The 23,094-nt window shown below is 69.8% G+C and carries 33 protein-coding genes; 14 read left to right on the plus strand and 19 right to left on the minus strand.

Annotation, left to right across the window (positions count from 1 at the left end; all coding sequences use genetic code 11):
• Nucleotides 1-5: 5 nt before the first annotated feature.
• Both ABIC70_RS01460 and ABIC70_RS01465 read right to left on the minus strand, forming a co-directional pair.
• Nucleotides 6-458: a cache domain-containing protein gene (locus ABIC70_RS01460; protein WP_236952780.1), complete on the minus strand. Its 453-nt coding sequence runs from the start codon at nucleotides 456-458 to the stop codon at nucleotides 6-8.
• 78 nt (nucleotides 459-536) lie between these two features.
• Complete coding sequence (locus tag ABIC70_RS01465) at nucleotides 537-878, minus strand: hypothetical protein (protein WP_354438677.1); 342 nt, start codon at nucleotides 876-878, stop codon at nucleotides 537-539.
• Between the two features lie 543 nt (nucleotides 879-1,421).
• Here ABIC70_RS01465 and ABIC70_RS01470 point away from each other — a divergent pair.
• The 4 genes from ABIC70_RS01470 (at nucleotide 1,422) to ABIC70_RS01485 (ending at nucleotide 5,957) form a co-directional block, all read left to right on the plus strand.
• On the plus strand, nucleotides 1,422-2,264 hold the full coding sequence (locus ABIC70_RS01470; RefSeq protein WP_345822465.1) for a type 1 glutamine amidotransferase: 843 nt from the start codon (nucleotides 1,422-1,424) through the stop codon (nucleotides 2,262-2,264).
• Nucleotides 2,265-2,369: 105 nt separating this feature from the next.
• Nucleotides 2,370-3,899 (plus strand): phytoene desaturase family protein, encoded by a 1,530-nt coding sequence (locus tag ABIC70_RS01475; protein WP_354438679.1) that lies wholly within the window; start codon nucleotides 2,370-2,372, stop codon nucleotides 3,897-3,899.
• Nucleotides 3,900-3,994: 95 nt separating this feature from the next.
• Nucleotides 3,995-4,753: a lysophospholipid acyltransferase family protein gene (locus ABIC70_RS01480; RefSeq protein WP_075381265.1), complete on the plus strand. Its 759-nt coding sequence runs from the start codon at nucleotides 3,995-3,997 to the stop codon at nucleotides 4,751-4,753.
• A gap of 67 nt (nucleotides 4,754-4,820) precedes the next feature.
• Nucleotides 4,821-5,957: a glycosyltransferase family 2 protein gene (locus tag ABIC70_RS01485; protein WP_075381264.1), complete on the plus strand. Its 1,137-nt coding sequence runs from the start codon at nucleotides 4,821-4,823 to the stop codon at nucleotides 5,955-5,957.
• 45 nt (nucleotides 5,958-6,002) lie between these two features.
• On the opposite strand, the gene ABIC70_RS01490 is transcribed toward ABIC70_RS01485, so the two are convergent.
• The 3 genes from ABIC70_RS01490 to cutA all read right to left on the minus strand — a co-directional run bounded on the left by ABIC70_RS01490 (nucleotide 6,003) and on the right by cutA (nucleotide 7,650).
• Nucleotides 6,003-6,500 carry a cupin domain-containing protein gene (locus ABIC70_RS01490; protein WP_354438681.1) on the minus strand — a complete coding sequence of 166 codons (498 nt, stop codon included), beginning with the start codon at nucleotides 6,498-6,500 and terminating at the stop codon, nucleotides 6,003-6,005.
• 176 nt (nucleotides 6,501-6,676) lie between these two features.
• Nucleotides 6,677-6,823 (minus strand): hypothetical protein, encoded by a 147-nt coding sequence (locus ABIC70_RS01495; protein ID WP_354438682.1) that lies wholly within the window; start codon nucleotides 6,821-6,823, stop codon nucleotides 6,677-6,679.
• 473 nt (nucleotides 6,824-7,296) lie between these two features.
• Nucleotides 7,297-7,650 (minus strand): divalent-cation tolerance protein CutA, encoded by a 354-nt coding sequence (gene cutA / locus ABIC70_RS01500; protein ID WP_043350188.1) that lies wholly within the window; start codon nucleotides 7,648-7,650, stop codon nucleotides 7,297-7,299.
• A 143-nt stretch (nucleotides 7,651-7,793) separates the two neighbouring features.
• Here cutA and ABIC70_RS01505 point away from each other — a divergent pair, with 143 nt between their 5' ends.
• On the plus strand, nucleotides 7,794-8,561 hold the full coding sequence (locus ABIC70_RS01505) for an NAD kinase (protein ID WP_043350190.1): 768 nt from the start codon (nucleotides 7,794-7,796) through the stop codon (nucleotides 8,559-8,561).
• Between the two features lie 2 nt (nucleotides 8,562-8,563).
• Entirely contained in the window at nucleotides 8,564-9,046 is a 483-nt protein-coding gene (locus tag ABIC70_RS01510; RefSeq protein WP_043761689.1) for a GNAT family N-acetyltransferase, read from the plus strand.
• 12 nt (nucleotides 9,047-9,058) lie between these two features.
• On the opposite strand, the gene ABIC70_RS01515 is transcribed toward ABIC70_RS01510, so the two are convergent.
• The 6 genes from ABIC70_RS01515 to ABIC70_RS01540 all read right to left on the minus strand — a co-directional run bounded on the left by ABIC70_RS01515 (nucleotide 9,059) and on the right by ABIC70_RS01540 (nucleotide 12,312).
• Nucleotides 9,059-9,259 (minus strand): hypothetical protein, encoded by a 201-nt coding sequence (locus ABIC70_RS01515; protein ID WP_043350192.1) that lies wholly within the window; start codon nucleotides 9,257-9,259, stop codon nucleotides 9,059-9,061.
• Between the two features lie 35 nt (nucleotides 9,260-9,294).
• On the minus strand, nucleotides 9,295-9,663 hold the full coding sequence (locus tag ABIC70_RS01520) for a DUF6481 family protein (RefSeq protein WP_043350195.1): 369 nt from the start codon (nucleotides 9,661-9,663) through the stop codon (nucleotides 9,295-9,297).
• A 123-nt stretch (nucleotides 9,664-9,786) separates the two neighbouring features.
• Nucleotides 9,787-9,996, minus strand: a complete 210-nt coding sequence (locus ABIC70_RS01525) for a cold-shock protein (protein WP_010683690.1) — start codon at nucleotides 9,994-9,996, stop codon at nucleotides 9,787-9,789.
• Nucleotides 9,997-10,366: 370 nt separating this feature from the next.
• Nucleotides 10,367-11,494 (minus strand): beta-ketoacyl-ACP synthase, encoded by a 1,128-nt coding sequence (locus ABIC70_RS01530; protein WP_354438684.1) that lies wholly within the window; start codon nucleotides 11,492-11,494, stop codon nucleotides 10,367-10,369.
• A gap of 7 nt (nucleotides 11,495-11,501) precedes the next feature.
• On the minus strand, nucleotides 11,502-11,981 hold the full coding sequence (locus ABIC70_RS01535; protein ID WP_043350198.1) for a 3-hydroxyacyl-ACP dehydratase FabZ family protein: 480 nt from the start codon (nucleotides 11,979-11,981) through the stop codon (nucleotides 11,502-11,504).
• 22 nt (nucleotides 11,982-12,003) lie between these two features.
• Nucleotides 12,004-12,312, minus strand: a complete 309-nt coding sequence (locus tag ABIC70_RS01540) for an acyl carrier protein (protein WP_010683687.1) — start codon at nucleotides 12,310-12,312, stop codon at nucleotides 12,004-12,006.
• Between the two features lie 302 nt (nucleotides 12,313-12,614).
• On the opposite strand from ABIC70_RS01540, the gene ABIC70_RS01545 reads away from it, so the two are divergent.
• Nucleotides 12,615-13,733 carry an AI-2E family transporter gene (locus ABIC70_RS01545; RefSeq protein ID WP_043350201.1) on the plus strand — a complete coding sequence of 373 codons (1,119 nt, stop codon included), beginning with the start codon at nucleotides 12,615-12,617 and terminating at the stop codon, nucleotides 13,731-13,733.
• A 13-nt stretch (nucleotides 13,734-13,746) separates the two neighbouring features.
• Here ABIC70_RS01545 and ABIC70_RS01550 read toward each other — a convergent pair whose 3' ends face one another.
• Nucleotides 13,747-14,250: a thermonuclease family protein gene (locus ABIC70_RS01550; protein ID WP_043386014.1), complete on the minus strand. Its 504-nt coding sequence runs from the start codon at nucleotides 14,248-14,250 to the stop codon at nucleotides 13,747-13,749.
• 209 nt (nucleotides 14,251-14,459) lie between these two features.
• On the opposite strand from ABIC70_RS01550, the gene ABIC70_RS01555 reads away from it, so the two are divergent.
• Entirely contained in the window at nucleotides 14,460-14,720 is a 261-nt protein-coding gene (locus tag ABIC70_RS01555) for a hypothetical protein (protein ID WP_043386011.1), read from the plus strand.
• Nucleotides 14,721-14,766: 46 nt separating this feature from the next.
• Here the strand turns inward: ABIC70_RS01555 and ABIC70_RS01560 are convergent, their stop codons facing one another.
• The gene (locus tag ABIC70_RS01560) at nucleotides 14,767-15,447 is read right to left on the minus strand and encodes a L,D-transpeptidase (RefSeq protein ID WP_043349444.1); all 681 of its coding nucleotides are present in this window, start codon (nucleotides 15,445-15,447) and stop codon (nucleotides 14,767-14,769) included.
• A 171-nt stretch (nucleotides 15,448-15,618) separates the two neighbouring features.
• Here ABIC70_RS01560 and ABIC70_RS01565 point away from each other — a divergent pair, with 171 nt between their 5' ends.
• The gene (locus ABIC70_RS01565) at nucleotides 15,619-16,059 is read left to right on the plus strand and encodes a VOC family protein (RefSeq protein ID WP_043386008.1); all 441 of its coding nucleotides are present in this window, start codon (nucleotides 15,619-15,621) and stop codon (nucleotides 16,057-16,059) included.
• Here ABIC70_RS01565 and ABIC70_RS01570 read toward each other — a convergent pair whose 3' ends face one another.
• Nucleotides 16,060-16,503: a cyclic nucleotide-binding domain-containing protein gene (locus tag ABIC70_RS01570; protein ID WP_043349450.1), complete on the minus strand. Its 444-nt coding sequence runs from the start codon at nucleotides 16,501-16,503 to the stop codon at nucleotides 16,060-16,062.
• Between the two features lie 79 nt (nucleotides 16,504-16,582).
• Between ABIC70_RS01570 and ABIC70_RS01575 the strand changes: the two genes are divergently transcribed.
• Entirely contained in the window at nucleotides 16,583-17,398 is an 816-nt protein-coding gene (locus tag ABIC70_RS01575) for a thioredoxin domain-containing protein (RefSeq protein ID WP_354438686.1), read from the plus strand.
• 18 nt (nucleotides 17,399-17,416) lie between these two features.
• Here the strand turns inward: ABIC70_RS01575 and ABIC70_RS01580 are convergent, their stop codons facing one another.
• A complete protein-coding gene (locus ABIC70_RS01580) occupies nucleotides 17,417-17,623 on the minus strand; it encodes a hypothetical protein (RefSeq protein WP_053609227.1) in 207 nt (68 codons plus the stop codon).
• Nucleotides 17,624-17,866: 243 nt separating this feature from the next.
• On the opposite strand from ABIC70_RS01580, the gene ABIC70_RS01585 reads away from it, so the two are divergent.
• On the plus strand, nucleotides 17,867-18,055 hold the full coding sequence (locus ABIC70_RS01585; RefSeq protein WP_043349455.1) for a con-10 family general stress protein: 189 nt from the start codon (nucleotides 17,867-17,869) through the stop codon (nucleotides 18,053-18,055).
• Nucleotides 18,056-18,202: 147 nt separating this feature from the next.
• On the opposite strand, the gene ABIC70_RS01590 is transcribed toward ABIC70_RS01585, so the two are convergent.
• On the minus strand, nucleotides 18,203-18,700 hold the full coding sequence (locus tag ABIC70_RS01590) for a hypothetical protein (RefSeq protein WP_354438689.1): 498 nt from the start codon (nucleotides 18,698-18,700) through the stop codon (nucleotides 18,203-18,205).
• A gap of 346 nt (nucleotides 18,701-19,046) precedes the next feature.
• Nucleotides 19,047-19,850, minus strand: coding sequence for a response regulator (locus tag ABIC70_RS01595; protein WP_043349459.1), 804 nt, complete (start codon nucleotides 19,848-19,850; stop codon nucleotides 19,047-19,049).
• Nucleotides 19,851-20,023: 173 nt separating this feature from the next.
• Here ABIC70_RS01595 and ABIC70_RS01600 point away from each other — a divergent pair, with 173 nt between their 5' ends.
• Nucleotides 20,024-20,371 carry a NepR family anti-sigma factor gene (locus ABIC70_RS01600; protein WP_236952776.1) on the plus strand — a complete coding sequence of 116 codons (348 nt, stop codon included), beginning with the start codon at nucleotides 20,024-20,026 and terminating at the stop codon, nucleotides 20,369-20,371.
• Nucleotides 20,372-20,556: 185 nt separating this feature from the next.
• Here the strand turns inward: ABIC70_RS01600 and ABIC70_RS01605 are convergent, their stop codons facing one another.
• The gene (locus ABIC70_RS01605) at nucleotides 20,557-20,733 is read right to left on the minus strand and encodes a DUF1328 domain-containing protein (RefSeq protein WP_007568853.1); all 177 of its coding nucleotides are present in this window, start codon (nucleotides 20,731-20,733) and stop codon (nucleotides 20,557-20,559) included.
• A 205-nt stretch (nucleotides 20,734-20,938) separates the two neighbouring features.
• On the opposite strand from ABIC70_RS01605, the gene ABIC70_RS01610 reads away from it, so the two are divergent.
• Both ABIC70_RS01610 and ABIC70_RS01615 read left to right on the plus strand, forming a co-directional pair.
• Nucleotides 20,939-21,115: a hypothetical protein gene (locus ABIC70_RS01610; RefSeq protein ID WP_164706346.1), complete on the plus strand. Its 177-nt coding sequence runs from the start codon at nucleotides 20,939-20,941 to the stop codon at nucleotides 21,113-21,115.
• Between the two features lie 228 nt (nucleotides 21,116-21,343).
• Nucleotides 21,344-22,264: an MBL fold metallo-hydrolase gene (locus tag ABIC70_RS01615; protein ID WP_043386003.1), complete on the plus strand. Its 921-nt coding sequence runs from the start codon at nucleotides 21,344-21,346 to the stop codon at nucleotides 22,262-22,264.
• A 13-nt stretch (nucleotides 22,265-22,277) separates the two neighbouring features.
• Here ABIC70_RS01615 and ABIC70_RS01620 read toward each other — a convergent pair whose 3' ends face one another.
• Nucleotides 22,278-23,057, minus strand: a complete 780-nt coding sequence (locus ABIC70_RS01620; protein WP_043349473.1) for a DUF1499 domain-containing protein — start codon at nucleotides 23,055-23,057, stop codon at nucleotides 22,278-22,280.
• Nucleotides 23,058-23,094 lie beyond the last annotated feature (37 nt).

Here is a 23,094-nt window from a genome sequence, read left to right on the forward strand (position 1 = left end):
CCGCGTTACTCGACGTAGACGCCCGCACCGATGACCGCGTCCGAACCGGCGACGTGCGTCGCGCAGACGTAGCTCCATTTCACGGTCGGGACGGACTGACCGGGCTTCGGGAACATGTAATCGACCCAGCCGGAACCGAAGCGGTCCACAACCTCGATGAAGTCCCTGTGGAACTGCTTCCGGTCGGCGTCGCGCTCGTCGAGAAGATCATGCCCCTCGCGGTTCGGATGCGCCGCATTGAACAGCACGATCCCCTTCATGTCGATGACGAACAGATAGACGTCCCCGTAGCGCCAGACGCTACCTTTCCGTCTAAACTCTCCGAACGCCCCGGCGCCGCGGTCTTCCAACGCCTCGGCCGCCCGGTTCACCAGGGCCTCGATCTCGGCCGCCTGATGGACGGGCGGAGTCGAGCGCGTCCGGAATGCGGGAAGCGTCAGGCCAATCACGAGCAACACCGGCCATATCAGCAGGGCTCTCCACATGTGGTCGCCTCACCGATTGAATCTGAGACGTCCCAGGCGATCCCGAGACGATCACGGCGCGCTGCGCCACGGCGATACGCCCAAGGCGGCAGGCGCGCCGAACTGCAGGTGCGGCCGCAGCACCGTCTCCAGCCCCGCCTGCCCGGAGAGGGGATGGCTGCGGGAGTCCGGCCGAACGGATAGCGGAGGGTCCACGCTCGTCCCGTCAGGATCTTGCCGGGAGCCCTCCGAGGTCATCGGATAATCCCGCCCGGTGCGCGTTGCCGAGGCGCGGACTTCGCCGACATGGCCGTGCCCCCTGAGAGCACAGCCGGTCCGCCTTCCGGAAACCGGCCGGCCCACGGCATCGGGCAGCGTCGCGAAGGCGAGGCAATTGCCGTTCAGCTCGATCATCGGATGACGGTCGTCGATCGCGGCACGCCTCGGCACGACCGTCCTGCGAGACCCCGCGCAGGCGCCCGCCTGCGCCGCGCGACGGACGGCCTCCGTGTCACGGACGAGGAGACCCCACCCCTCTCGGACACAGAGTTCGATCCCTGTGAAATCCGGCATTTCGCCCTCCAGCATAGCCCGATTTCAGTAATGATCTGATCGAAGATAAATCGTATGCGGGATTCTGCGCATCATTCATTTGGATGCGCCAACGAATAAATAATATTCGACAGCCCGAGGGATGGGCGGGAGCTCCGTCCCTTGGCCCGACCCTTGGCCCGTGCCGAGACCCGCGCCAAGACCCGTGCGCTCGGCATCCGTTACACCGTGGTCGTTGCCCTGTGCGTCCGGCCGGGGCGCTTCGACCCGGTCGCCTGCGACGGGCTCCGGGAGCCGCTCCGGGCTGCGGCATGCTCGGCCCGCGACGATCCGCGCCGTTTCCCCGCGGCTCCGCGAGCGCACATGCAGCTTCCCCGCCGCACGGCCCCGCTCAACGGAACTCCCATGCTCCGCCTGCTCATCGCCGACGGCAACGACCGCGCGGCCCGGGACCGGCACGTCGCGGCCACCGGCCGAACCTCGGCCGAGTCCTACGCGGCCGTGGTCCGGGATCTTCGACCGGAGATCAGCTGCCATCTCGTCAGCCCCGCCGATGCCGACGCCACCCTCCCGGCGACCCTCGCGGATGTCGACGGCGTGATCTTCACCGGCTCGACGCTCAGAGTTTCCGAGGGCACGCCCGAGGTGAGGCGGCAGCTCGTGCTGATGCGGGCCGCCCTGGACGCGGGGCTGGCGATCTTCGGATCGTGCTGGGGCGTGCAGGTCGCCGCCACGGTGGCGGGCGGGCGGGCCGCCGAGAACCCGCGCGGGCCGGAATACGGCTTCGCCCGCTCCATTACCCCGACCGAGGAGGGCCGGACCCATCCGCTCCTCGCCGGCCGGCCCGCCACGTGGGACGCCCCCGCGATCCACGCGGATGCGGTGCTCCAACCGCCGCCGGGCGCCCGCGTGCTTGCCGGGAACCGGATCCTCGGCATCCAGGCGATCGAGATCCGCCAGGGGGACGGATGGTTCTGGGGGACGCAGTATCATCCCGAACTCGACCTGGACGAAGTCGCCGCGATGCTCCGCCTGTGCGACACGGCCATCGTCGCGGCGGGCCTCGCGGAGGATCCGGAGACGGTGGCGGCCTATGCCGACGAGATCGCAGGCCTTCAGACAGGCGAGCCCGCAGCCGTGCGCCGGCTCGCATGGCGCCACGGATTGGGGCCGGAAGTGCTGGAGGCGGATCGCCGCCGCCGCGAGATCGGCAACTTTCTGACCCGGCTGTCCACAGGTGAGGATTGACCGAATGCGGCCGCGACCGGGTGGCGCGTTGACCCGCACGACCCCGGGGCTAGCTTCGCTGTCGCGGGTCACGTTCGTGGAAGGCCCGGGGAGCGACCCATCAGGATGAGCCAGGATTCAACGGTGGCCGTTATCGGCAGCGGACTCGGCGGTCTGGCGGCCGCGTGTGTCGCTTCCGCACGGGGACACCGCGTGACGGTCTTCGACAAGAACGGCTGGCTCGGCGGAAAGGCGGCGGTGCTCCACGAGGGCGGCTTCCGCTTCGACATGGGCCCGACCATCCTGACCGTGCCGCGGGTGCTGGAACGGATCTTTGCGGAAGCCGGCCGCTCGGTCCACGACTACATGGATATGCGCCGCCTCGATCCGCAATGGCGGTGCTTCTTCGATGACGGCACCCAGATCGACCTGATGCAGGACGTCGAGCGGATGGCCGGCGACATGGAGCGCTTCGCGCCCGGCACCGGCGAGGGCTACAAGAAGTTCCTCTCGATCTCGGAACACCTGCACGGCGTTTCGGAAAAGTTCTTCTTCTGGAAGCCGGTCGAAGACCTGTTCGACACGATCAACATCCGCGCCAACATGAACCCGGGCACGCTGCGCGACGTGCTCTCCCTGCGCATGCACGCCTCCGTCGCCTCGACGATCCGCGGCAAGGTCAAGGACGCCCGGCTCGCGCAGATGCTCGACCACTTCGTGCAATATGTCGGCTCCTCGCCCTATGGCGCGCCGGCGGTGCTCTGCGCCATCGCGCACATGCAGACCGCCGACGGCGTCTGGTACCCGATGGGCGGCACCCGCGCCGTGGCGGAGGGGCTGGCGAAGCTCGCCCAGGAACTCGGCGCCACCTGCAAGACCGACACCGAGGTGACCGGAATCGAGACCGCGAACGGCGCCGTCCGGGGCGTGCGGACCGCCCACGGCGTCACGCCCTTCGACGCGGTGATCTCCAACATGGATTCGGTCCGCACCTACCGCGAACTCGTCGGCGGCGAAGCGGCCAAGGTCTACGCCAAGAAGAACCCCGAGCCGGCCTGCTCGGGCGTGGTGCTCTATCTCGGCCTGAACAAGCGCTACGAGCACCTGAACCACCACGACTTCGTCTTCTCCCGGGATCCGGAAGAGGAGTTCAACTACATCTACAACAAGGGCGAGCCGGCCCCGGACCCGACCGCCTATCTGGCGGCGCCCTCCTCCACCGATCCGAGCGTGGCGCCGGAGGGTGGCGAGGCGCTCTACGTCCTCGTGCATACGCCGTATCTGCGCCCGCACCACGACTGGCGTCCGGACGGACCGCTGTTCCAGAATTACCGCCGGACGATCCTCGACAAGCTCAAGCGCACCGGCGGCATGCCGGACTTGGAGGAGCGCATCGTCGTCGAGCGCCACCTGACGCCGCAGGACATCCACGAGCGTTACAAGGTGCTGAACGGCGCGATCTACGGTCTCGCCTCCCACGGGCGAGTGATGGGCGCATTCAAGCCTGGAAACCGTTCGCGGCAGGTGCGCGGCCTCTACCTCGCGGGGGGCGCCGCCCATCCGGGGCCCGGCATGCCGATGGTGATGATGTCGGGCTGGATCGCCGCCGACGCGCACGACCAGGACGCCCGCGGCGCCCTGCGCGCCTCGGCGTGACGGCGACGCCGCCACCTCCCGCCTCCGTCCCGGGGGGCGAGAGAGGTACGCGCGGCGCCCCCTTGCCCCCGATCTCGCCCGGAATCCGCGCATTCATGGTGGCGTGGTTCGAGCGCTATATGCACCGCCACCTCGACGCCGTGCGGCTGCCCCTCTGGAGCACACCGCCGGCGACGAGCCATCCGGGCGCGATCGTGGTCTATTGCAACCACCCGGCGTGGTGGGACGCCGCGCTGATCGTCGTGCTGGCCGGCCGCCTCTATCCGGAGCGATGGAGCCGCGCCCCGTTCGACGCCGCGATGCTGGCGCGCTACCGGATCTTCGAGCGGATCGGCGCCTTCGGGGTCGACCTGGAGAGCCCGCGCGGGGCGGCGCAGTTCCTCACGGCCGCCCGGTCGATCCTGGCGTCCTCCGACGGCATGCTCTGGATCACCGCACAGGGCCGTTTCGCGGATGCCCGCGCACGGCCGCTGGCACTGAGGCCCGGCGTGGCACGGCTCGCCGAGATCGCCCCCGACGCCCTGTTCGTTCCCCTCGCCGTGGAATACACCTTCTGGGACGAGCGCGGCGCCGGCGCCTTCGTGGCCTTCGGTCCCGGGATCGGCGGATCCGAACTCGCCGCGCTTCCGCGAGACCAGCGGCTCGCGCGCCTGGAATCCGACCTGACCGCGACCCTCGACCGTCTGAGCGCCGATGTGATCAGCCGGGAACCCGGACGCTTCCGCACCCTGGTCTCCGGCCGAAAGGGCGTCGGCGGCCTCTACGATCTGTGGCGACGCGTGGCGGCCCGGCTCTCCGGGCGACGCTTCGATCCGGCGCATCGCGCCGCGGGCGGCCAGGATCGCGCCGGATGACCCCTTCCGCTCGCGCCCGGCCCCGTACGATCCCAGGTCGAGACCCGACACCAGCGCGGCGCGGACGATGACCGATTCGATCCTCACGGCCCTGGCCCTGCTCTGCCTGGTCACCGCCCTCCTGCCGGCCGTGCTGGCGGCGGTGAATCTCGCGGCTCTGCGCCGGCCCATGCCGGAGACCGGGACGGGCCTGGTCTCGATCCTGATCCCGGCACGCAACGAGGCCGGCAACATCGACGCCACCGTGCGGGCGGCGCTCGCCAGCACATCGGTTCCGGTGGAGGTGATCGTCGGTGACGATCATTCCACGGACGCGACCGCGGAGATCGTGCGCGCCGTCGGCGATCCGCGTCTGCGCCTCGTCTCGGTGCCGGCCCTTCCCGAAGGCTGGACGGGCAAGAACCACGCCTGCAGCCATATGGCCGGCCTCGCCCGCGGCGACCACCTGCTGTTCCTGGACGCCGACGTGCGCCTCGAGGCCGAGGCCGCGGCTGCCGTGGCGGCCCAGGCCCGTCGCACCGGCGCGGCGCTCGTCAGCGGCGTACCCCGGCAGCGCACGGACACGCTCGGCGAGATGCTGACCGTCCCGATGATCGACTTCCTGCTCCTCGGCTTCCTGCCGGTGCCGCTGATGCGTCGGCTGCCGGACCCGTCGCTCGGCGCGGCCTGCGGTCAGCTGATCTTGGTCGATCGTGCGGCCTACACGGCCGTCGGCGGACACGCTGCGATCCGCAGGTCCCTCCATGACGGCGTCCGCCTGGCCCGCCTCTTCCGTGCCGCGGGCTACCGGACGGATCTCGTGGCCGCCGCCGCGCTGGCGACGTGCCGGATGTACGATGGCTTCACCCAAGCCTGGGCCGGCTTCTCCAAGAACGCTCACGAGGGCATGGCCACGCCCCGCGCCCTTCCGGTCTGGACGCTCCTGCTCGGCTGCGGCCAGGTCCTGCCGCCGCTCCTCATTCTGGCCGGCCTGCTCGGGCTGGTGCCCGCCTCCGCCCTAGCCCTGGCCGCCCTGGCCTTGGCCCTGTCGCTGGCGACCCGGACGGCCGTCACGGTGGCGGTCCGGGCACCCTGGGCGACGATCCCGCTCCACCCGGCGGCGGTCGCGGTGGCCTTGGCGATCCAGTGGAACGTGCTCCTGCGCCGCGAGCGAGCCGGCGCGGCCACTTGGAAGGGGCGCAGCTATCCCGTGAGCGGCGGCTGACCCGCGCAGGCCGACGGAAGGCCACCGCCGGCCCAGATCACGCGTTCAGGGCTGGCACGGGTTGGTGTTGCGGGCCTTTCCGGAAGACGGCTTCAGCGAGACGATGAGCTGAACGTTCGGCACATCGCCGACCTGCCGGGTCAGGTGCCCGACATGGCCCTCCGCCCCCTGCGGCGTCGATCCCATGTCGGCGTTGAACTCCACCTCGCCGGGTCCCTGCTCGAGCACGCTCCCGTCGGTGGCCTCCACCGACCAGCGGCCCGACAGGGTGATCACCCATTGCGGCCCCGGCGCCGTGTGCCACGTGCCGACATAGCCGACGGGCAGGACCGCATACTTGATCGACGCCACCTCCCCCGGCGGAAATCCGACGTATTGCGGCGCTGCCGGAGGCGCGTAGCTCTTGAAGCTGAAATTCTTCAGGTCACAGTATTGGACATGGCTGTGACCCTTGTCGTCGGCATAGAGAACCCCGTACCGCAAGGCGGGCGGATCGGCTGAGGCGAGACCGGCCGGACCGGACGGCGCCGCCTCGATGGTCATCAACGGTTCCTTCTTCGGATCGCCGGCCGCCTGAACATTCAGAGGGCGCCCATGACCGACATCAGCAGAGCCGCAGCGGCGCGGTCTGCCATCCTGAACCATCCCATGGTTTCCCCTCGGCTTTGTCTCGGGCGCGACGCGCGCCGCAGCCCATTAAAATCGGCCGCCAGATTTTCTCAATCTTTTTCCCGCGCAACGACCTTCAGATGCTTTTCTTTATCTGAAACATCGATCTTTAATCTCGAACCTTTGCATGCAAACTTAGATCTGTTCACGACGCCGAGAAGCAAGGCAAAGGAAATACCCGGATGCACGCGCTCCATGCGGCGTCCGACGGCGCAGGGGGCTTGTCCACAGACGCCCGACAGCGAGGCCGGCAACCTGACGGGTCCGGCTCCGATCCGCGGCCGCAGATCGGGGCGAGGATCGCTCATCGCCCACAGACCGCCAGATGCAGGATCCGGTCGGAGGCACTGACGGATCCGACGGCTTCGGATGCCGGGCTCCCCATCGCGGGATACGCCGCCTCGTGGATCGCAGCGCACGACAGCGCGCCCCCGGCTTTCACCGCAACGGCAGCCGTCCTGTTCGCGGGAGCGCCGGCGGCTCTTGTCACCTTCGCCGGCGACAGCCTGCTCGGTGCCGGCATGGTCCATCGCCGCAACGCGGCGCCGGACCGCCCGGTCGTCCTGGCGCCGGTGGGCCGGCGCGTTCGTCCGGATCGGTGCCAAAGCGGTGTTCGCCCGGGTGCGGTGATCGCACAGCGGTTTGTCGTGCCGCGGCTCGGCCTATTGGATCAGGCCGACTGGGGCTCCGCTCCAGCCGAGCCGTCCGGCTGCGTTTCCGCCAGGATCCAGGCGGCGGTGTCGGCGTCCGCGCCGGCGACCGGCAGATGCAGGATGATCGGCGTGTCGTAGGGATGTCGCGCCTTCAGGGCGGCCGTCAGTGCGTCGGCGAGACCCTCACGGCTCTTGAGAAGGGCCGCGACCTCCGCGCCGCGCTCGACGGCGCCCTTCCAGCTGTAGACGGATTGCATGCCCGGCATCACGTTGATGCAGGCGATGAGACGCTCGCGGACCAGGGCCTCGCCGATATTCAGCGCAGAGGCGAGGTCGGGAAAGGTGGTGTAGACGAGGAGCGGACGCTCCATGCTATGCCTCCGATTGCGCATGTGCCGTCAGAGTGAGGCCCATGCCAAGCCAGGACGTCAACCGGGCGGTTCGCTCATCAGACTGGAGCCGTGACGTGAACCCTGAGGCGATTTTGACGCGCCTGCGCGGCTGCGCCTGAGCCATGGCGCTCTTCCAGAAGATCGCCTTCGTGGCGAGTCCGACCGGCCATGCCCGCGAGGCCGCCGCCGCCCTGATGCGTCGCTACGATCACGTCCCGCCCGAGGAGGCGGACGTCGTGGTGGCGCTCGGCGGTGACGGCCTGATGCTGCAGGTGCTCCACCGCTTCATGGACAACCCGAAGCCGATCTACGGGATGAACCGCGGCACGGTCGGCTTCCTGATGAACGAGTTTCGCGACGACGACCTTCTGGAGCATCTGGAGACGGCGCATCGCAGCGTCATCCACCCACTGGTGATGGACGTCCTCGACACCGAAGGCCGCTCACACCGGGCGCGGGCGATCAACGAGGTCTATCTGCTGCGCCAGACCCACCAGACCGCCAAGCTGAAGATCGCCGTCGACGGCAACGTCCGGCTCGACCTGCTGATCGCCGACGGCGTACTCGTCGCCACTGCGGCGGGCTCGACCGCCTACAACCTGTCGGTCGGCGGCCCGATCCTGCCTCTGGACGCCAAGCTGCTGGCACTGACGCCGATCTCGGCCTTCCGCCCCCGGCGCTGGCGCGGCGCGCTCCTGCCGGATTACGCCCGCATCCGGATCGACGTGCTCGACGCGCCCCACCGCCCGGTGGCGGCGGTCGCTGACCACACCGAGTTCCGCCGCGTCTGCACCGTGGAGACATCCCTCGACCGCGCCACCGAACTCGTGCTGCTCCACGATCCCGGCCACAGCCTCGACGAGCGCATCCTGCGAGAGCAATTCGGGTGAGCCTGGACATCAGACCTGCGCGGGCGACCGATCACGCGGCGATCACCCGCATCATCGTGCCGACCATCCGGGCGGGAGAGACCTATGCCCTCGACCGCGACCTCGGCGAGGCCGAAGCCCTCGCCTACTGGACCGGACCGGACCGCGAGACCTTCGTGGCGGAGGAAGCGGGGACGGTGGTCGGCACGTATTACCTGCGCGCCAATCAGGCGGGCGGAGGCGCCCACGTCGCCAATTGCGGATTCATGACGGGGGAGGCCGCGATCGGCCGCGGAATCGCCCGCGCGCTGTGCGCGCATGCCCTCGATCGGGCGCGGACGCGCGGTTTCACGGCGATGCAGTTCAACTTCGTGGTCAGCACCAACGTCCGGGCCGTCCGGCTATGGGAAAGCTTCGGCTTCGCCGTGGTGGGACGGCTGCCGGGCGCCTTTCGACACCCGGACCTCGGGCCGGTCGATGCGCTGGTGATGTTCCGGACGCTCTGAGGTGCGCCCGGATCAGGGCTGCGCAGCCGCGACGAGGTCGCCTTCGCGGATCGCCCGCTCGCCGGCCTTCGTGCGGATCCGGTAGCTCGGCTCGCCGGTCTGATCCTGCGGCATGAGCCGCAGGACCTCGAACACCTCGACCTCGCCCGCTTCGCCGGGGGTCCCGAGCCGGGGCCGGCAGACACGCTGGCCGATCTTGAACTTGTGGGACATGCCGGGCTCCTGGAGGGTGTTGCCGCTGCCGCGCCTCAGCGCTTCTTCTGCGCTTTCGCCTTGCGGGCGAGATAGCGAGCGTCGCGCTGGGCCTTCTGTTCGGCCTGGAGAGCCTTGGCGCGCTCCTGCGCGGCCAGCTGCTCGGCGTGCTTGCGCTCGATTTCCGCGAGACGCTCGGCCTCGGCCAGGGCAGCGGCGCGCTCGAGCTCGGCCTGACGCTGGGCGGCGCGTTCGGCCGCACGGGCCTCGCGGGCATCGACCACGGCGCGGCGGGCGGATTGGCGGGCCAGGACCGTGGGATCATCGGCAGACGGGCGCGCCCGGAACCGGGCCAGCATCTCGGACCGCGCCTTCGCGGCGGTCTCCAGACGATCGACGACACCCTGATTCTTCAAAAAGCTCACAGACACTCCTGGATCGGGCGCGGCGAAGGCCGTCGCCCACGAGAGAAAGGCAAGGAAAGAGAATGCAGATACGAAGAAGCCGCTCCAAGGGAGCGGCTTCGACAGAAACGCCTAGGACGGCGATCAGGCCGTCTGGAGCTGACCGGCGGACTGCTTGCCGCTGCGACGGTCGGTCTCCAGCTCGTAGGAAACCTTCTGGCCTTCGTTCAGGCTGCGCAGGCCGGCGCGCTCGACGGCCGAGATGTGAACGAACACGTCCTTGCCGCCATCATCCGGCTGGATGAAGCCGTAGCCCTTGGTCTCGTTGAACCACTTGACGGTTCCGGTGCTCATGGAAGTCCTTGATCTTCGCAGGCATAGTGAGGAATGGCACCCGCTCATGCGAGAAGGCGCCGGCATCGACCGATAGCGATAGGAAAGTCAGAACCGCCCTGCGAAGGCGTAACGGTCCAAGATATCCGGACACGTGCCGATACGGCTTAAATAAACCGCCGGCGGTTTTTTGGCAAGCGCAGGGAAATATTTCACCCGGCAACAGGCCCGCCGATGCGGGAAATTCTCAGCGGAAAATTCGGTTGAGCAACGCCAGAACGGCCGCGAGAACAACGAGATAAGGGAGTTCAATGCGGCGTGGGCGCATGAAGTCTGTGGTTCCGGCCGCACGAACTAGCGCCGTCGGCACGCAGGCACCGGACGGGCTTGCTCAGGCCGGAACGAGACGCAGAACACCCTCGCCGCGCCGATGGCCGACGGCGGTCACCGCGACCTCGCGGGCGCTGCCGCCGGCGACGAGGGCGGCCCCGAGCGCCGTTCCGAAGGGTGCCGCCACTTCGAGCCCGTGCCCGATCACGTCCCCGAGGGCGCGCAGCCGCGCGCCGGGCGCGAGACGGGCCAGCGCATCGTGCTCTTCCGCGGTGATCGGCGCGACTCCGGTGGCACCGGACAGGACGTGATCGGGGCCCGAGAGGCCGGCCTGTCGCCAGAGGGCCTCGAGGCTGTCGGCGACGCTGCCGGGCCTGCGCCGGGTCCGGTCGCTCGCCACCGTCTCAAGCCGGGCCAGGGCACGGGCACCGCGGGCGGCCGCATGCGCAGCCGATTCCAACATCAAGAACGCTGCGCAGCTACCGAGGATGAAGCCGCCCGCCTCGCCGCGCGCGAAGACCGAGCGGTAGGCGTCGCGGGCGAGGTAGCCGCCCATCTCGTGGATGACCAGAACGTCCGGCCGCTCGGCGCTGTAGGAGCCGCCGACCAGGATCGCATCGATCTGGCCCGAAGCCACCCGCGCCTGGGCGATCCGCAGGGCGTCGACCCCGGCGGATTCCTCGCCCATGAAGGTGCGCGAGGCGCCCGTCACCCCGTGCACGATGGCGATGTTGCCGGCGAGCAGGTTCGAGAGCTGAGCGAGGAACAGCGTCGGCCGGAGGTCGTTCTGCAGCCGCTCGTTCAGGTAGGCGCCCGGATCGGCGGCGTCCCGCAGGCCCGTGAGGATCGCCCCGTCCGCCACATAATCGCGCTCGCCGCCGCCCGCCGCCACGACGAGATGGAGCGCCTGCTTGAAGGCGGCCTCATCCTTCACGCCCGCGGCGTCGAGGGCGAGGCCGGCGGCGTAGACGCCGAGCCGCTGCCAGGCCTCCATCTGCCGCTGGTCGCTGCGCTTGGGAATCTGGCCGTCCCAGGCGATCGCCGGCGCCGGATGCACCGGGTAGGGCGCAAAGGTCTCGCTATCCGTGCGCGGAGCCGCCTCCCCGGCGAGGGCGGCCAAGTGGGCGTCGACGCCTTCACCCGCGCAGGAGACGAGGCCGAGGCCGGTGACGACGACGGGGCGGCTCATGGCTGACTCAGGGCTCGCGTTCGGCCGGCGCCGAATCGGGAAACAGGCCGATCGTCCGCGCCCGCTCGCGCATCGGCGCGTCGAGGCCGTCCGGGAACGGCATGGTGCGGAAGCGCAGCTCCGCGTCGCACAGCGCCTTGCCGTCGTGGCTGATCGCCGCCTTGGTGACCGCGTAGCCCGAGCCGTCATGCTCCAGGTGCGCCGTGACGAGGAGGTCCGCCCCGGGGCCCACGAAGGACCGGAAGCGGGCCTTGTCGACACCGGTGAGGAACGGCATCCGGGCGAAGTCGAGATGGGCAAGCACAAGGTAGCCGGAGGCCTGCGCCATCGTCTCGGTGAGGAGGACGCCCGGCACCAGGGGATGGCCGGGGAAGTGCCCTTCGAAGACCGGGCTGGCCATCGGCACCCGGGCGAGCGCCTCGATGCGGCCGGCGGCCCGATCGAGGAGCCGCACGGAGTCGATCATCTCGAAATATTCGAGGCGCATGATGGGTCGGATCGGCCTGCGTTCAGACCTTGGCGGCCTTCTCGGCCACGAGGCCGTCGATGCGCGCGCAGAGGTTCTTGAGGACGAAGTACTCCTCGGCCGGGACCTTGCCCTCGTTGACCTCCTGGGTCCAGCGCTCGAGCGGCAGCTTGATCCCGAAGGCCTTGTCCACCGCGAAGGCGATGTCGAGGAAGGCGAGGCTGTCGATGCCGAGGTCGTCGATGGCGTGGCTCTCGGGCGTGATCTTGTCCCGCGGGATGTCGGCGGTCTCGGCTATGATGTCGGCCACGCGCTCGAAGGTGGCGCTGCCGTGGGCGGGCTCGTCGGACATGTCTTCTCGCGGGCTGTTCGAATTCCGGATCGGTCGTGCGGGAGCCCCCTCGCCGCCCGGGCGGCCCGGCGGAAACGCCCCGTGCGGCCACCCTACGCGTATACGGGCCCTCGTACGCGGCCCCGTCGAATGGCGGCGACCTCTACACGAGGGTGTCAGGGGCGGCAACCGCGGCGCTTCCCCGGCGTTTCAGCGCCTGTCCACAAGCGTGCGCCGCCGGGTGCGCGGACGCGCATGTGCGCCGATCGCGCCGACCCTAGCTTGACGGCGAGAGGACCGCGCGTCCTCAGGAGAACAGACGGATGCCACCGATCACCAAGCCCGCCGCTCCGCCGGCGCGGATCGAGACGCCACCCCTCCCGCCACAGGAGCGGGCGCGCTCCCAGGGTGCGGCTCGCGTCCTGCTCGTGCTGACCCTGTCGGCCCTGGGTCTCTGGATCCTGCACGAGTTCCTGCCCGCGCTGGCCTGGGCGGTGGTGCTGGCGATCGCCCTGTGGCCAGTCTACACGCGGCTGGAGCACCGCTTCCCGCCGGGGAAGCACAACATCCTGCTGCCTACGCTGATGACGGCGGCGGTGGCGCTGGTCTTCCTGGCGCCGCTGGCGATCCTCGGCGTCCAGGCCGCCCGCGAGGCCCACGACGTGGCCGAGTTCGTCCGCAATGCCGAGGCGAACGGCATCCCGGCGCCGGAGTTCCTCCAGCACCTGCCCTACGGCGCCGCGCAGGCGACTGCGTGGTGGAACGACAATCTCGGCCACGCGCAGGCGGGCTCGGACCTGCTGCGCCGGTTCGAGAACAATTCCGTGCTCGGGGCGTCGCGCAATGTCGGCCGCGAGGTGGTGCACCGGATCGTGCTGTTCGGCTTCAGCCTCGTGGCCCTGTTCTTCCTGTTCCGCGACTGGCGGACGGTGCGGGACCAGTCGCTGACCGCCTGCCACCGGCTGTTCGGCCCGCGCGGCGAGCGCGTCGCCCGCCAGATGGTGGCCTCCGTGCACGGCACCGTCGACGGGCTCGTGCTGGTCGGGCTCGGCGAGGGCTTCGTGCTGGGGATCGTGTACCACTTCGCGGGGGTGCCCCACCCCGTGCTGCTCGGCGCCTTCACGGCGGTCGCGGCGATGATTCCGTTCGGAGCCGCCGTGGCCATCGCCATCGCGGCGCTTCTTCTGGTGGCGGCGGGTTCGGTGACGGCGGCTTTGGTGGTGGCTGCGGCGGGTTTCGTCGTGACCTTCGTCGCCGACCATTTCATCCGGCCGGCTCTGATCGGCGGCACGACGAAACTGCCCTTCCTGTGGGTGCTCCTCGGCATCCTCGGCGGCGTCGAGACCTTCGGGCTGCTCGGCCTGTTCGTCGGCCCGGCGGTGATGGCCGCCCTGGTCCTGCTGTGGCGGGAATTCACCGAGGGGCAGGACGCGACGGCCTGAGCCGCCGGACCCGCTAGTCGGCCGCGCTCGCCCCGGCCGTGGCCTCGACCCGGCGCCGATCCTGGCGCCAATCGGCCGGCTTCTCGAAGGTGCCGGCCCAGATGCCGCGGCGGGTCGCCCAGGCGTGCCCCTCGTGGCGGACATAGGTGGGCGTCACGTGGCGGCTGGCCAGCGCCAGGCCCTGGCCGACCATCCAGGCGGACAGATCCTCGCCATGGACATGGCAGATCCCGGTGACACGCCCGGCGACGGCTCCCTCCCGCCGCTCGCAGGTGACGACGCCGCCGTCGATCCGCGCGCGCAGGGCCTGCGCGGCCTCGCGGCCGCAGCGATATTCCAGGCCCTTGGCGCTCTCGCAGCTCTGCGCGGTCTCAGGGGCGTCGATGCCGTATAGGTGGATGCGCGTCCCCTGCACCTCGATCGTGTCGCCGTCGATCACGGTCGCCGGACCGCTGATCGTCCCGGCCGCGGCCGCAGGGCCGCACAGGAGGAGCAGGGCAAGCATCGGTCTGATCATCACGGAACTGTCCACGCGGGAGGCAAGGCGTCGAAGAAAAGCGGTGTGAGGGCCGTCACGCTGCACGACCAATGTGGCGAATTTGTCGGGCGACCGGAGGGACGGCGCTTCCCCGGCTCCGACTTTCTCCCGTCGTGGTTGCGAAAGCGTTCCGACCCTGCGTGCGGGCTGCGCCAAGGAACGGCGCCCCGGAGCCGTCGTTGTATCGCATGAGCTTTCTCAAGACCCTGCTCGCCGGCTTGGCCCTGAGCGCAGCCCTTCTCACCTGGATCGGCCTCGCGATCGGGCCGGAAGGACCGGCCGCCCGTACGAGCCCGGGGCTGACCACGGCCGCGGTCCTGGCGAGCGACGGCATGGTACGGGACGGCGCCCCGCGTGACCCGGCGCTGGATCGTGAGGGTCTCGGCCGTCTCGCGCGCCACGCCTCCGAAGAGGCGCGCGACGCCGCCTCTGTGAGGCCGGCCGGCTGACCGCCGCCTTTGCGCGTCGCAGCCGACGTCGGGGGAGCCAGACCGATCAGGTCCGGTATTGGCCGTTGCGCTTGACGAGAACGCGGGTTCCCACCGGCACGCGCTCGTAGAGGTCCGCGATGTCTTCGTTCAGCATCCGGACGCAGCCCGACGACATCTGCTCACCGATGCTCCAGGGCTCGTTGGTGCCGTGGATCCTGAACAGGATGTCGCGGTTGCCCTGGTACAGGTAGAGCGCGCGGGCACCGAGCGGGTTGTCGACGCCGCCCTTACGGGTCCGTGGCAAGTCGGGATGGAGCGAGACCATCGTGGCCGTCGGGCTCCAATCCGGCCAGACGCCCTTGCGTCCGACCCGGGCCTCGCCCTTCCAGGAGAAGCCTGCCTTGCCGACGCCGACGCCGTACTGCATCGCCGTGCCATCGGCCTGAACAAGGACAAGCTGGCGCTTGTCGATGTCGACGACGATGGTGCCGGGTTGCTCGGGGCCGTTGTAGCTGACCTGCTGCCGGCGATATTTGGGGTCGAGCCGCTGGGTATCGACGAGGGGAATGTCGAAGGGCTTGTCGGGCTTTGCGCCGATGTACCAAGCGGATTCGTCGTCCTGCGCGACCTGGACCGGACGGGTCTGACAGGCCGCCAGCGGCGCGATCGCCACCACGGCGAGGAGGATCCGCGAGAGGGCGATCCGGCGCAGGCGGCTCCAGGCCGATGGAAGCGTGGCGATCATAGGTCCTGTCGTGCGGGATACGGTCGTCGCGCCATGCCTACCGCCTCAGCGCCCGTGACGATGTAGCTTTTCCGCCGCAGCGGATCGCGTGCGGGCGGCTCGCGCGGCCACGGTTGCGCCCTAATTCAGAATCGCGGCAACGCTCTATTGCGGCCGGCGCGGAGGTGAAGGATGCCCGAGACCCAAACTCTTCCGACCGAGGCGACGACCGCACCCGAGGTCCCGCTCAGCCCGGCGATACACCTCGACCACTGTGTGATCCACGTCAGCGACTGGGCCCGATCCAATGCCTTCTACCGGGATGTGGTGGGCGCCGAGATCATCGAGCGCGGCCCAGGCTTCGCCTACCGGTTCGGCGGCGTCCAGCTCAACTGCCATGGCCCTGGCGTCGAGGCGGTGCCCGTGGCGGCCAAACCCGTCCAGCCCGGCAACAGCGATCTGTGCTTCCGCTGGTCGGGTCCGATCGAGGCGGCGATCGCGCATCTCGAGGCAGCCGGCATCGTGGTGGAACTCGGGCCGGTGGAGCGGCACGGCGCCGCGGGTCCCGGCCAGAGCGTCTATTTCCGGGATCCGGACGGGTCGCTCCTGGAATTCATCACTTACGCAGCGTGATCAGCCGCGGCTCTCGGCCAGCGCCTGATTGGTCTGCTCCAGCCGCAAGGCCAGGACGCGCATCAGGGCGATGCTGATCTGGGGAAACTGTGCGAGCAGTTCCAGGAAGACGCCCCGGTCGATGCGCAGGGCGGTCACCGCGGATTGCGCCGTCACGGTGGCGGACCGGGGCTGCTCGGCCAGGATGCCCATCTCGCCGACCAGGGCATCCTGGCCGAGCAACGCCAGCCGCACCGGGCCGGCGGGGCCATCGATGCTGACCTCCGCGGTGCCCGAGAGGATCACGTAGGCTGCATCCGCCACATCGCCGCGGGCGAAGAAGCGTTGCCCCGGCTCGAAATGCACCCGCTCGCTGGTGAAGGCCAGAAGCTTCAGGCGCGACGGTTCCACCTCGCGGAACAGCGGCACCTGCTTCAGGGAGGAAACCTCGGTGTCGAGGGTCATTCGGGGGCTCCGCGACGGGTCTCACGCCCAGGACGGCGGGGCCGGACGGGCCCGTATATCCATGCGGTTCGTCAGGCACTTGTCCAGCCCTGCACTGGACGCAACTTGGCGGTGTGGTCTCGGCGCCCTGCTGGCACTCGGCCTCATCCTGGGGTCGAGGCCGGCCGCAGCCCGGCTGGTCCAGGCCGATCTCGCCCGTGTCGCGGTCACGCCGCCCCCGGGGGCCCGCGTCCCGCTCGACCTTGCGGTCACCGATGCGCGCACCGGGCAGCCCACCACCCTGGGCAAGGCCCTCGACGGTCGGGCCGCCCTGCTGCTGCCCGTCGATTACACCTGCGGCAATGTATGCGACCCGATGGTGTCGATGTCGGTGGAGGCCCTCGCGGCGACAGGACTCCCGCGGGACGATTACGGGCTCGTCCTGGTCGGGATCGACCCGCGCGACGATCCCGCGGCCGCGCGCCGCATGCTCGCGGATACGCTGGGAGACCGGGATGCATCGGCTCGCCCCCGGGCTCTGATCGCCTCGGACACGGCCCTCGCGCGCCTCACCGGCGCCCTGGGCTATCAGGCCGTCTATGATGCCGGCACCGACAGCTTCGCCCATCCGGCGGCGGCCATTCTTCTCGCAGCCGACGGCCGGGTGGCACAGGTGCTGTCGCCCCTCGCCCTGACTGGGCGGGATCTCCGCCTCGCCCTGACCGAGGCCGGCGAAGGCCGGGTCGGCAGCCTCGCCGACCGGCTCACCCTGCTCTGCTACGGTTACGATGCCGCACGGGGTCTCTATACGCCGCTCATCCAGCGGATCCTGACGGGGGCCGGGATCGTCACCATCCTGGCGATCGCCCTCCTGATCGCCGCCCTGATCCGCCTCACGCACCGGCGGCAGGCTTGAGGGCGGCTTCGGCCTGGATCAGCGCTCGGTCGAGAGGCCCTGGCGCCCGGGAGCGGGCGCTTCGCGCTTGAGGCTGGCATTCAGATGGGGCGAGTCGGTGGGCTCCTCACGGGTGGTCGGCGTAGCGGAATCTTCCGGGGCCGGCATCGGCGGCATCGGCGGCGTGTTCGGCCGCTCCGTCGCCGTGCCCGGGGCAGGATCCTTGACCATGTTGCGGTTCGTCATGCGCGATACCCCATCTCATTCCGCGGTCGCACTGTCGCACCGCCTCCCGGACCAAGTGGCCGTGGCTCCGGTCATGCCGACACGGCCGCGGATGTCGACCAAGGTCGAACGTCGACCAACGCCCGACACAAGTCCGGGTTGCTGCCAAGCTTAGCTGGCGGAAGCTTGAGCAGGTCTCGGGATAGGAACCTTGGTTATTGCTGAAGGTTGTTGCGGGGTGAAGCGAAGCCTGAGGAGGAACTGATGGCATCCGGAAATTCGACCTCGAAGCGGGGCTTTGCCTCGATGAACCTCGAGCGGCAGCGCGAGATCGCCAGCAAGGGCGGCCGCAGCGTGCCGGCAGAGAAGCGGTCCTTTTCGCAGGATCGCGAATTGGCCTCGTCCGCCGGTCGCAAGGGCGGTCAGTCCACGGGGACAGGCCGGGCCGAGTGAGGCATCGGCTCACGCGTATCGCGTAGCGGCGCCGCGTCTTCGGACCGGCGCCGTTTTCGTTTCGGCAATGCCAACACGGCACACCAACGCAAAAGGCCCCGCCATGGTGACGGGGCATTTTACGTTACGGGATCCGGGGGGCAACGATCAGGAAATGCAACGCCCGGGGGTCATGCGGCGCGCCTCGGGCCCGACCAGGGAGCTCAGCGCCGTCTCGCAGCCTTCGCGGACCATACGCCGGGGCGGCTGACGCAGGATCGGCTTGATCTCCAGATCCTGAGCTTCCCCTGCGACCGGGGCAATCCGACCGTCGGCCTTCTGAACGCCCGCGACCCGCGTCGGGCTGAGCGCGATGGAGACCGGCCGCATCCCCGGCAGCGGAATCTGCGCCGTCTGGGCGGTGGGCACCGGGGGCACCCAACGATCCGCCGTGTCGCGCACGACCGGCTGGACGAGGACGGTGAGAAGAGCGGCAGGAGCACTCACGCCCAGGAGGAAACCAGACCGCAGCATTGCCCCGACCTCATGCGAGAGCTTGACAGGATGTTCGTATAACGCGCCCTGCAATCGCAGGTTCCTAGACTGTGGCGCGCCGACGTATCCTGAGTATTCGATGACAGCCCGGCCGTTGGTGCGGCGGCGCACGCCCGCAATCCACACCCTCCACATGTGGCCAAAAGGCCACCGCATCAGAAAAAGTGCGTTTGCTGGAACCTCCCGGTCCGGCATCCGTTTTCTCTACACCCGGCCACCTGGTCCTCCCCGCATTCCCCTTGTGCATCGGCCGGAACCTTCGCGACGGGCTGGAGACTTCTCCGGCCCGTTTTTTTGCGCCTGCATCCGGGATGTCCGGGTCTCCGGCACGGACAACAAAAAACCCCGGCGCAAGCCGGGGTTTTCGTCGTCATCGAGGCTCGGAGGCGGCCTGGGACCGGTTCAGCCCGGCGAGAACCGCCGAGCCCGGCTCAAGCCGTCGTCTCAGGCTGTCGTCTCAGGCCGTCTTGGCTTCGCGCCGACGGGCCGTCTGCTGGAAGAACAGCGCCTGGCTGATCACCGCCGAGACATTCGCCGGCTGGAAGGGCTTTGCGATGAGGAAGGCGGGCTCGGGACGCTCGCCGGTGAGGAACCGCTCCGGATAGGCCGTGATGAAGATCACCGGGACCTCGAAGGTCTTCAGGAGATCGTTCACGGCATCGAGACCCGAGGAGCCGTCGGCGAGCTGGATGTCCGCCAGGATCAGGCCGGGACGCTTACCCTCGCCGGCGATCTTGATCGCCTCGGTGCGGGTGCGGGCGACGCCGATGACGTTGTGGCCCAGACCCTCCACGAGGGCCTCGAGATCCATCGCGATCAGCGGCTCGTCCTCGATGATGAGGATCTCGGTCGCCATGTCGGCGGCAAGCTCGCGGCCGGCCTCGTCCACGAGGTCACGGACCTCGGAGACGTCGACGCCCAGGATGATGGCCGCATCTTCCTCGGAGAAGCCTTCGAGGCAGGAGAGCAGGAACGCCTGCCGCGGCAGCGGCGTGATCTGGCCGAGACGGACTTCCGCCGGGAGATCGTGCTGAACCTGCTCGCTGCGGCCGTTCACCGAGAGCGAGTTCCAGATCCGCGTGAAGACGCGGAACAGATCGGCCTTGATGTTGGTGCTCCGGCCGAGCGTGTCCGGTTCGTTGACGAGGGTCTCCAGGGTGGCAGCGACATACGCGTCGCCCGCCACTTGGCTACCCGTGAGCGCCCGCGCGTAGCGGCGCAGGTACGGCAGGTGCTGTACCACGAGTTGCGATGTCGACATTCGATCCCCTGTGCCTCGCCGTGTTGCCCGGCCGCGAACGCCTCGGTCCTTTACCGAAGTCCTGCCGGGGCCGGCTTGTGTCCTGCGCAGCCTACCGCCCAACGCGGAGGCCCGCACTCCGTTCCACCCCCCGGCGGAACCGATCCCGGCGGGCAGGCGTTGCCGCCGCAGCCATGGCGTATGTCGAGCCGCAGCACAATGCGGCCGAGCCGACTTCGGCAACAAGGGGCCTATTGATGGTGGACCAGGGAAAGGAGGGAGGTCTTCGCGCGCGCTATTCGCATGCCGAGACTGTCTCGAATCGCTCGTCGGAGGGCCAGGACGGCGCCGTCGATCAGCAACCTTTCGACACCCCTGACCAGACCACCGGCCACCGGACCAAGAATGGCCTGAGCGACCAGACCCGCAATCGTATCGCGACGCAGCTGCGCGCGATGTACGACACGGTCACGCAGCAACCGGTGCCCGACCGCTTTGCCGAACTGATCGCGAAGCTGGACAGCGCCGACCGCAAAGCCTGACGGTCGGGAGCCCTCGACCCCGGATCCAGCGGACGCCCATCCCGATACCCCCGCCTCGGCCAGACGGAACCGTCTCGAGCCCAGTATGCGGACCGACACGACGGAAAAAGCCGCCGCACGGGGCGGCGGCTTTTCATCGCGCCGTGCGCCGGCCCGGGATCGGGGCCGGCGTCTCCGGTCGTTCCTCAAAGTGTCGGCGAGCGGCCCCGCATCAGTCCCACGACCGCCGAGATCGCAAAGAGGACGATGGCCACGAAGAATACCAGCTTGGCAGCTTCCATCGCCGTGCCGGCGATGCCGCCGAAGCCAAGCAGAGCGGCCACGAGGGCGACGACGAGAAAAGTTACGGCCCAACCGAGCATCGTTCAGATCCTTCGAAAGTCTCAACGCGGGCGGGCCGCGTCGTTCTGAACACGAAAACGCCAAGGTTTCGCTCCGGTTCCGCCCCGATCGCGAAGTCCCCTGGGGAGCGGGGGGTTCGTGCGCTGTCCGCGTCAAGGGGTGACGGAACGAGACAGGGGCGCTAGCGTTCGAAGAGAGGTCTCCAGGCTCGATCCGGGATTTGCGATGCTGCAATCTGCCAAGAGTGCCGTTCGATCGAAGGCCGCCGCGCTGGCGGTGCGCCTCGCCGATCTCGTCGATAGAACCGGCGATGCCTTGCGCGCGGCAGCGCTCGGTCTCCTGCCGGCACCGGCGCCCGTACCGGTCCGCGTGCGCGCTCGACAGACCCGCCGCCAGGGCTGACGTCCTTCGTCGCGGCCTGGCCCGTAAGCGTCACGCCCAGACCGACGGCCGCCTCCAGGGGGCGAGGCCGGTGCAGGGGCGGTCATCCGGTCTCAGAGCGCGTCTGCGACATCGGAACCTGCCGGACGCGCGGGGAATGCCCGGACCGTCGGATCGCGGTCTCCGGGCCGATTGCCACGCGGCGTCGAACCGTCCAAGGAAGCGCCGTGTCGATCGCATGGGATCGCGATGGCGGACGCCGACGAGAACAGCCTGACCTTTGATCGTTCGATGCCCCCAGCCGGGCGGCTGGAGCCGGTCGCCCCGTTGATCCGCCGCCGGGTCGCGCCGAACGGCGGCCCCTTCACGGCGAGCGGCACCTGCACCTACGTGGTGGGCCAGGATCGCGTCGCGGTGCTCGATCCGGGCCCGGATGATCCGGTGCATATCGAGGCGCTGCTTCAGGACCTCGCTGGGGAGCGTGTGGAGGCCATCGTGGTCACCCACACCCACCGTGATCATTCTCCGGGCGCGCGGCTCCTCGCTGCCCGCACCGGCGCGCCGATCGTCGGATGCGGGCCACACCGGGCCGCACGCGCGCTCTCGGAGGCGGAAGCGCCGATGCTCGACGCCAGCGCCGACCGGGCTCACGCTCCCGAGCGGATCATGGCGGAGGGCGATTCCGTGTCCGGTCGAGGCTGGACCCTCGTGGCCGTCGAGACCCCCGGCCACACGATGAACCATCTCGCCTTCGCGCTGCCGGAAGCGCAGGCGCTGTTCTCGGGGGACCACGTAATGGCGTGGTCGACCACGATCGTGGCCCCGCCGGACGGCGCGATGCGGGCCTACATGGACTCTCTCGACAAGCTGCGCGGGCGCGACGAGACCGTGTACTGGCCGGGCCATGGCGGCCCCGTATGCGAGCCCGCCCGGTTCCTGCGCGGGCTGGCCGGGCACCGCCGCCAGCGCGAAGCGGCGATCCGCGCGCGGCTGGCGGCCGGCGACAGGCGGATCGCCGACATCGTCGCGGCGATCTACCAGGGGCTCGATCCCCGTCTCCGCGGCGCCGCGGCGCTGTCCGTCTTCGCCCATCTTGAGGATCTTGTCGGACGCGGGCGCGCGACCTGCGACGGCGCCCCCCGGCTGGACGGCACCTACGCGCCGGCCTGAGGGACGCGACGGGTCACTTCACCGCGAGGGCGAGGTTGGCGACGTCGTCGAGATAGGCCCGGATCCGGTCCGCGTTGCTGCCGAAATCGCGGCCGCTGAGGCGCGAGGCCGAGCGCACGTCGATCCGCGCCCCGTCCGCGCGGGGGCGGATGCGCACGGTGACGTCGCCGGGCAGGTTGAGGATCAGACCGCGGGCCACGGCCTCGATCCGACCGTTCCCGGTGCGTCCCCCCGGCCGGATCGCCTCGACGATCTGCCAGTGCCGCTTCAGCGCCGCCTGCCGGGCGAGTTCGAAGGCCTCGTCGGCGCCGATATCGAGGGTCAGGGGCGCGATCTGCGGATAGGCGCCGCGCTGGCGCTCGCGGATCGCGGGGCCGGGATCCGCCGGGTAGCGGCCGCCGCGCGCCGCGAAGGCCGCCCGCGAGCGCGAGAAGGCGGGTGGGTTGTCGATGTCGGTGGTGATGTCGGACAGCGCCGGCAGCCGCAGGCTGCGCAAGCCCAGGAAAGCGGGATAGCCGAGGACCGCCAGCGCGAGGATCAACCCTGCGAGGGCGGCCCCGAGACCGCGAGCCCCCTCGCGCCAGACCCGCACGAAGGCGAAGACCGCAGCCGCCGCGGCGAGCACCGCGACCCCGAACCCGGCCACCAGGGCCGCGAGCGCCGCGTCGGTGTCGGCACGCGGGTCCCGGACCAAGATCAGGGCGATGCCGGTGGCGATGACGGAGAACACGGCGAGCCGCCGGGCCAGAGGCCCTGCGCGGGTGACGGGTTCCTCGATGAGCAGGCGGCGCATGGGGATCATGACGGCGATCGGGATCCGATCTTAGAGC

This window comes from Methylobacterium sp. 1973 (assembly GCF_040545035.1).
GTDB classification, from domain to species: domain Bacteria; phylum Pseudomonadota; class Alphaproteobacteria; order Rhizobiales; family Beijerinckiaceae; genus Methylobacterium; species Methylobacterium fujisawaense.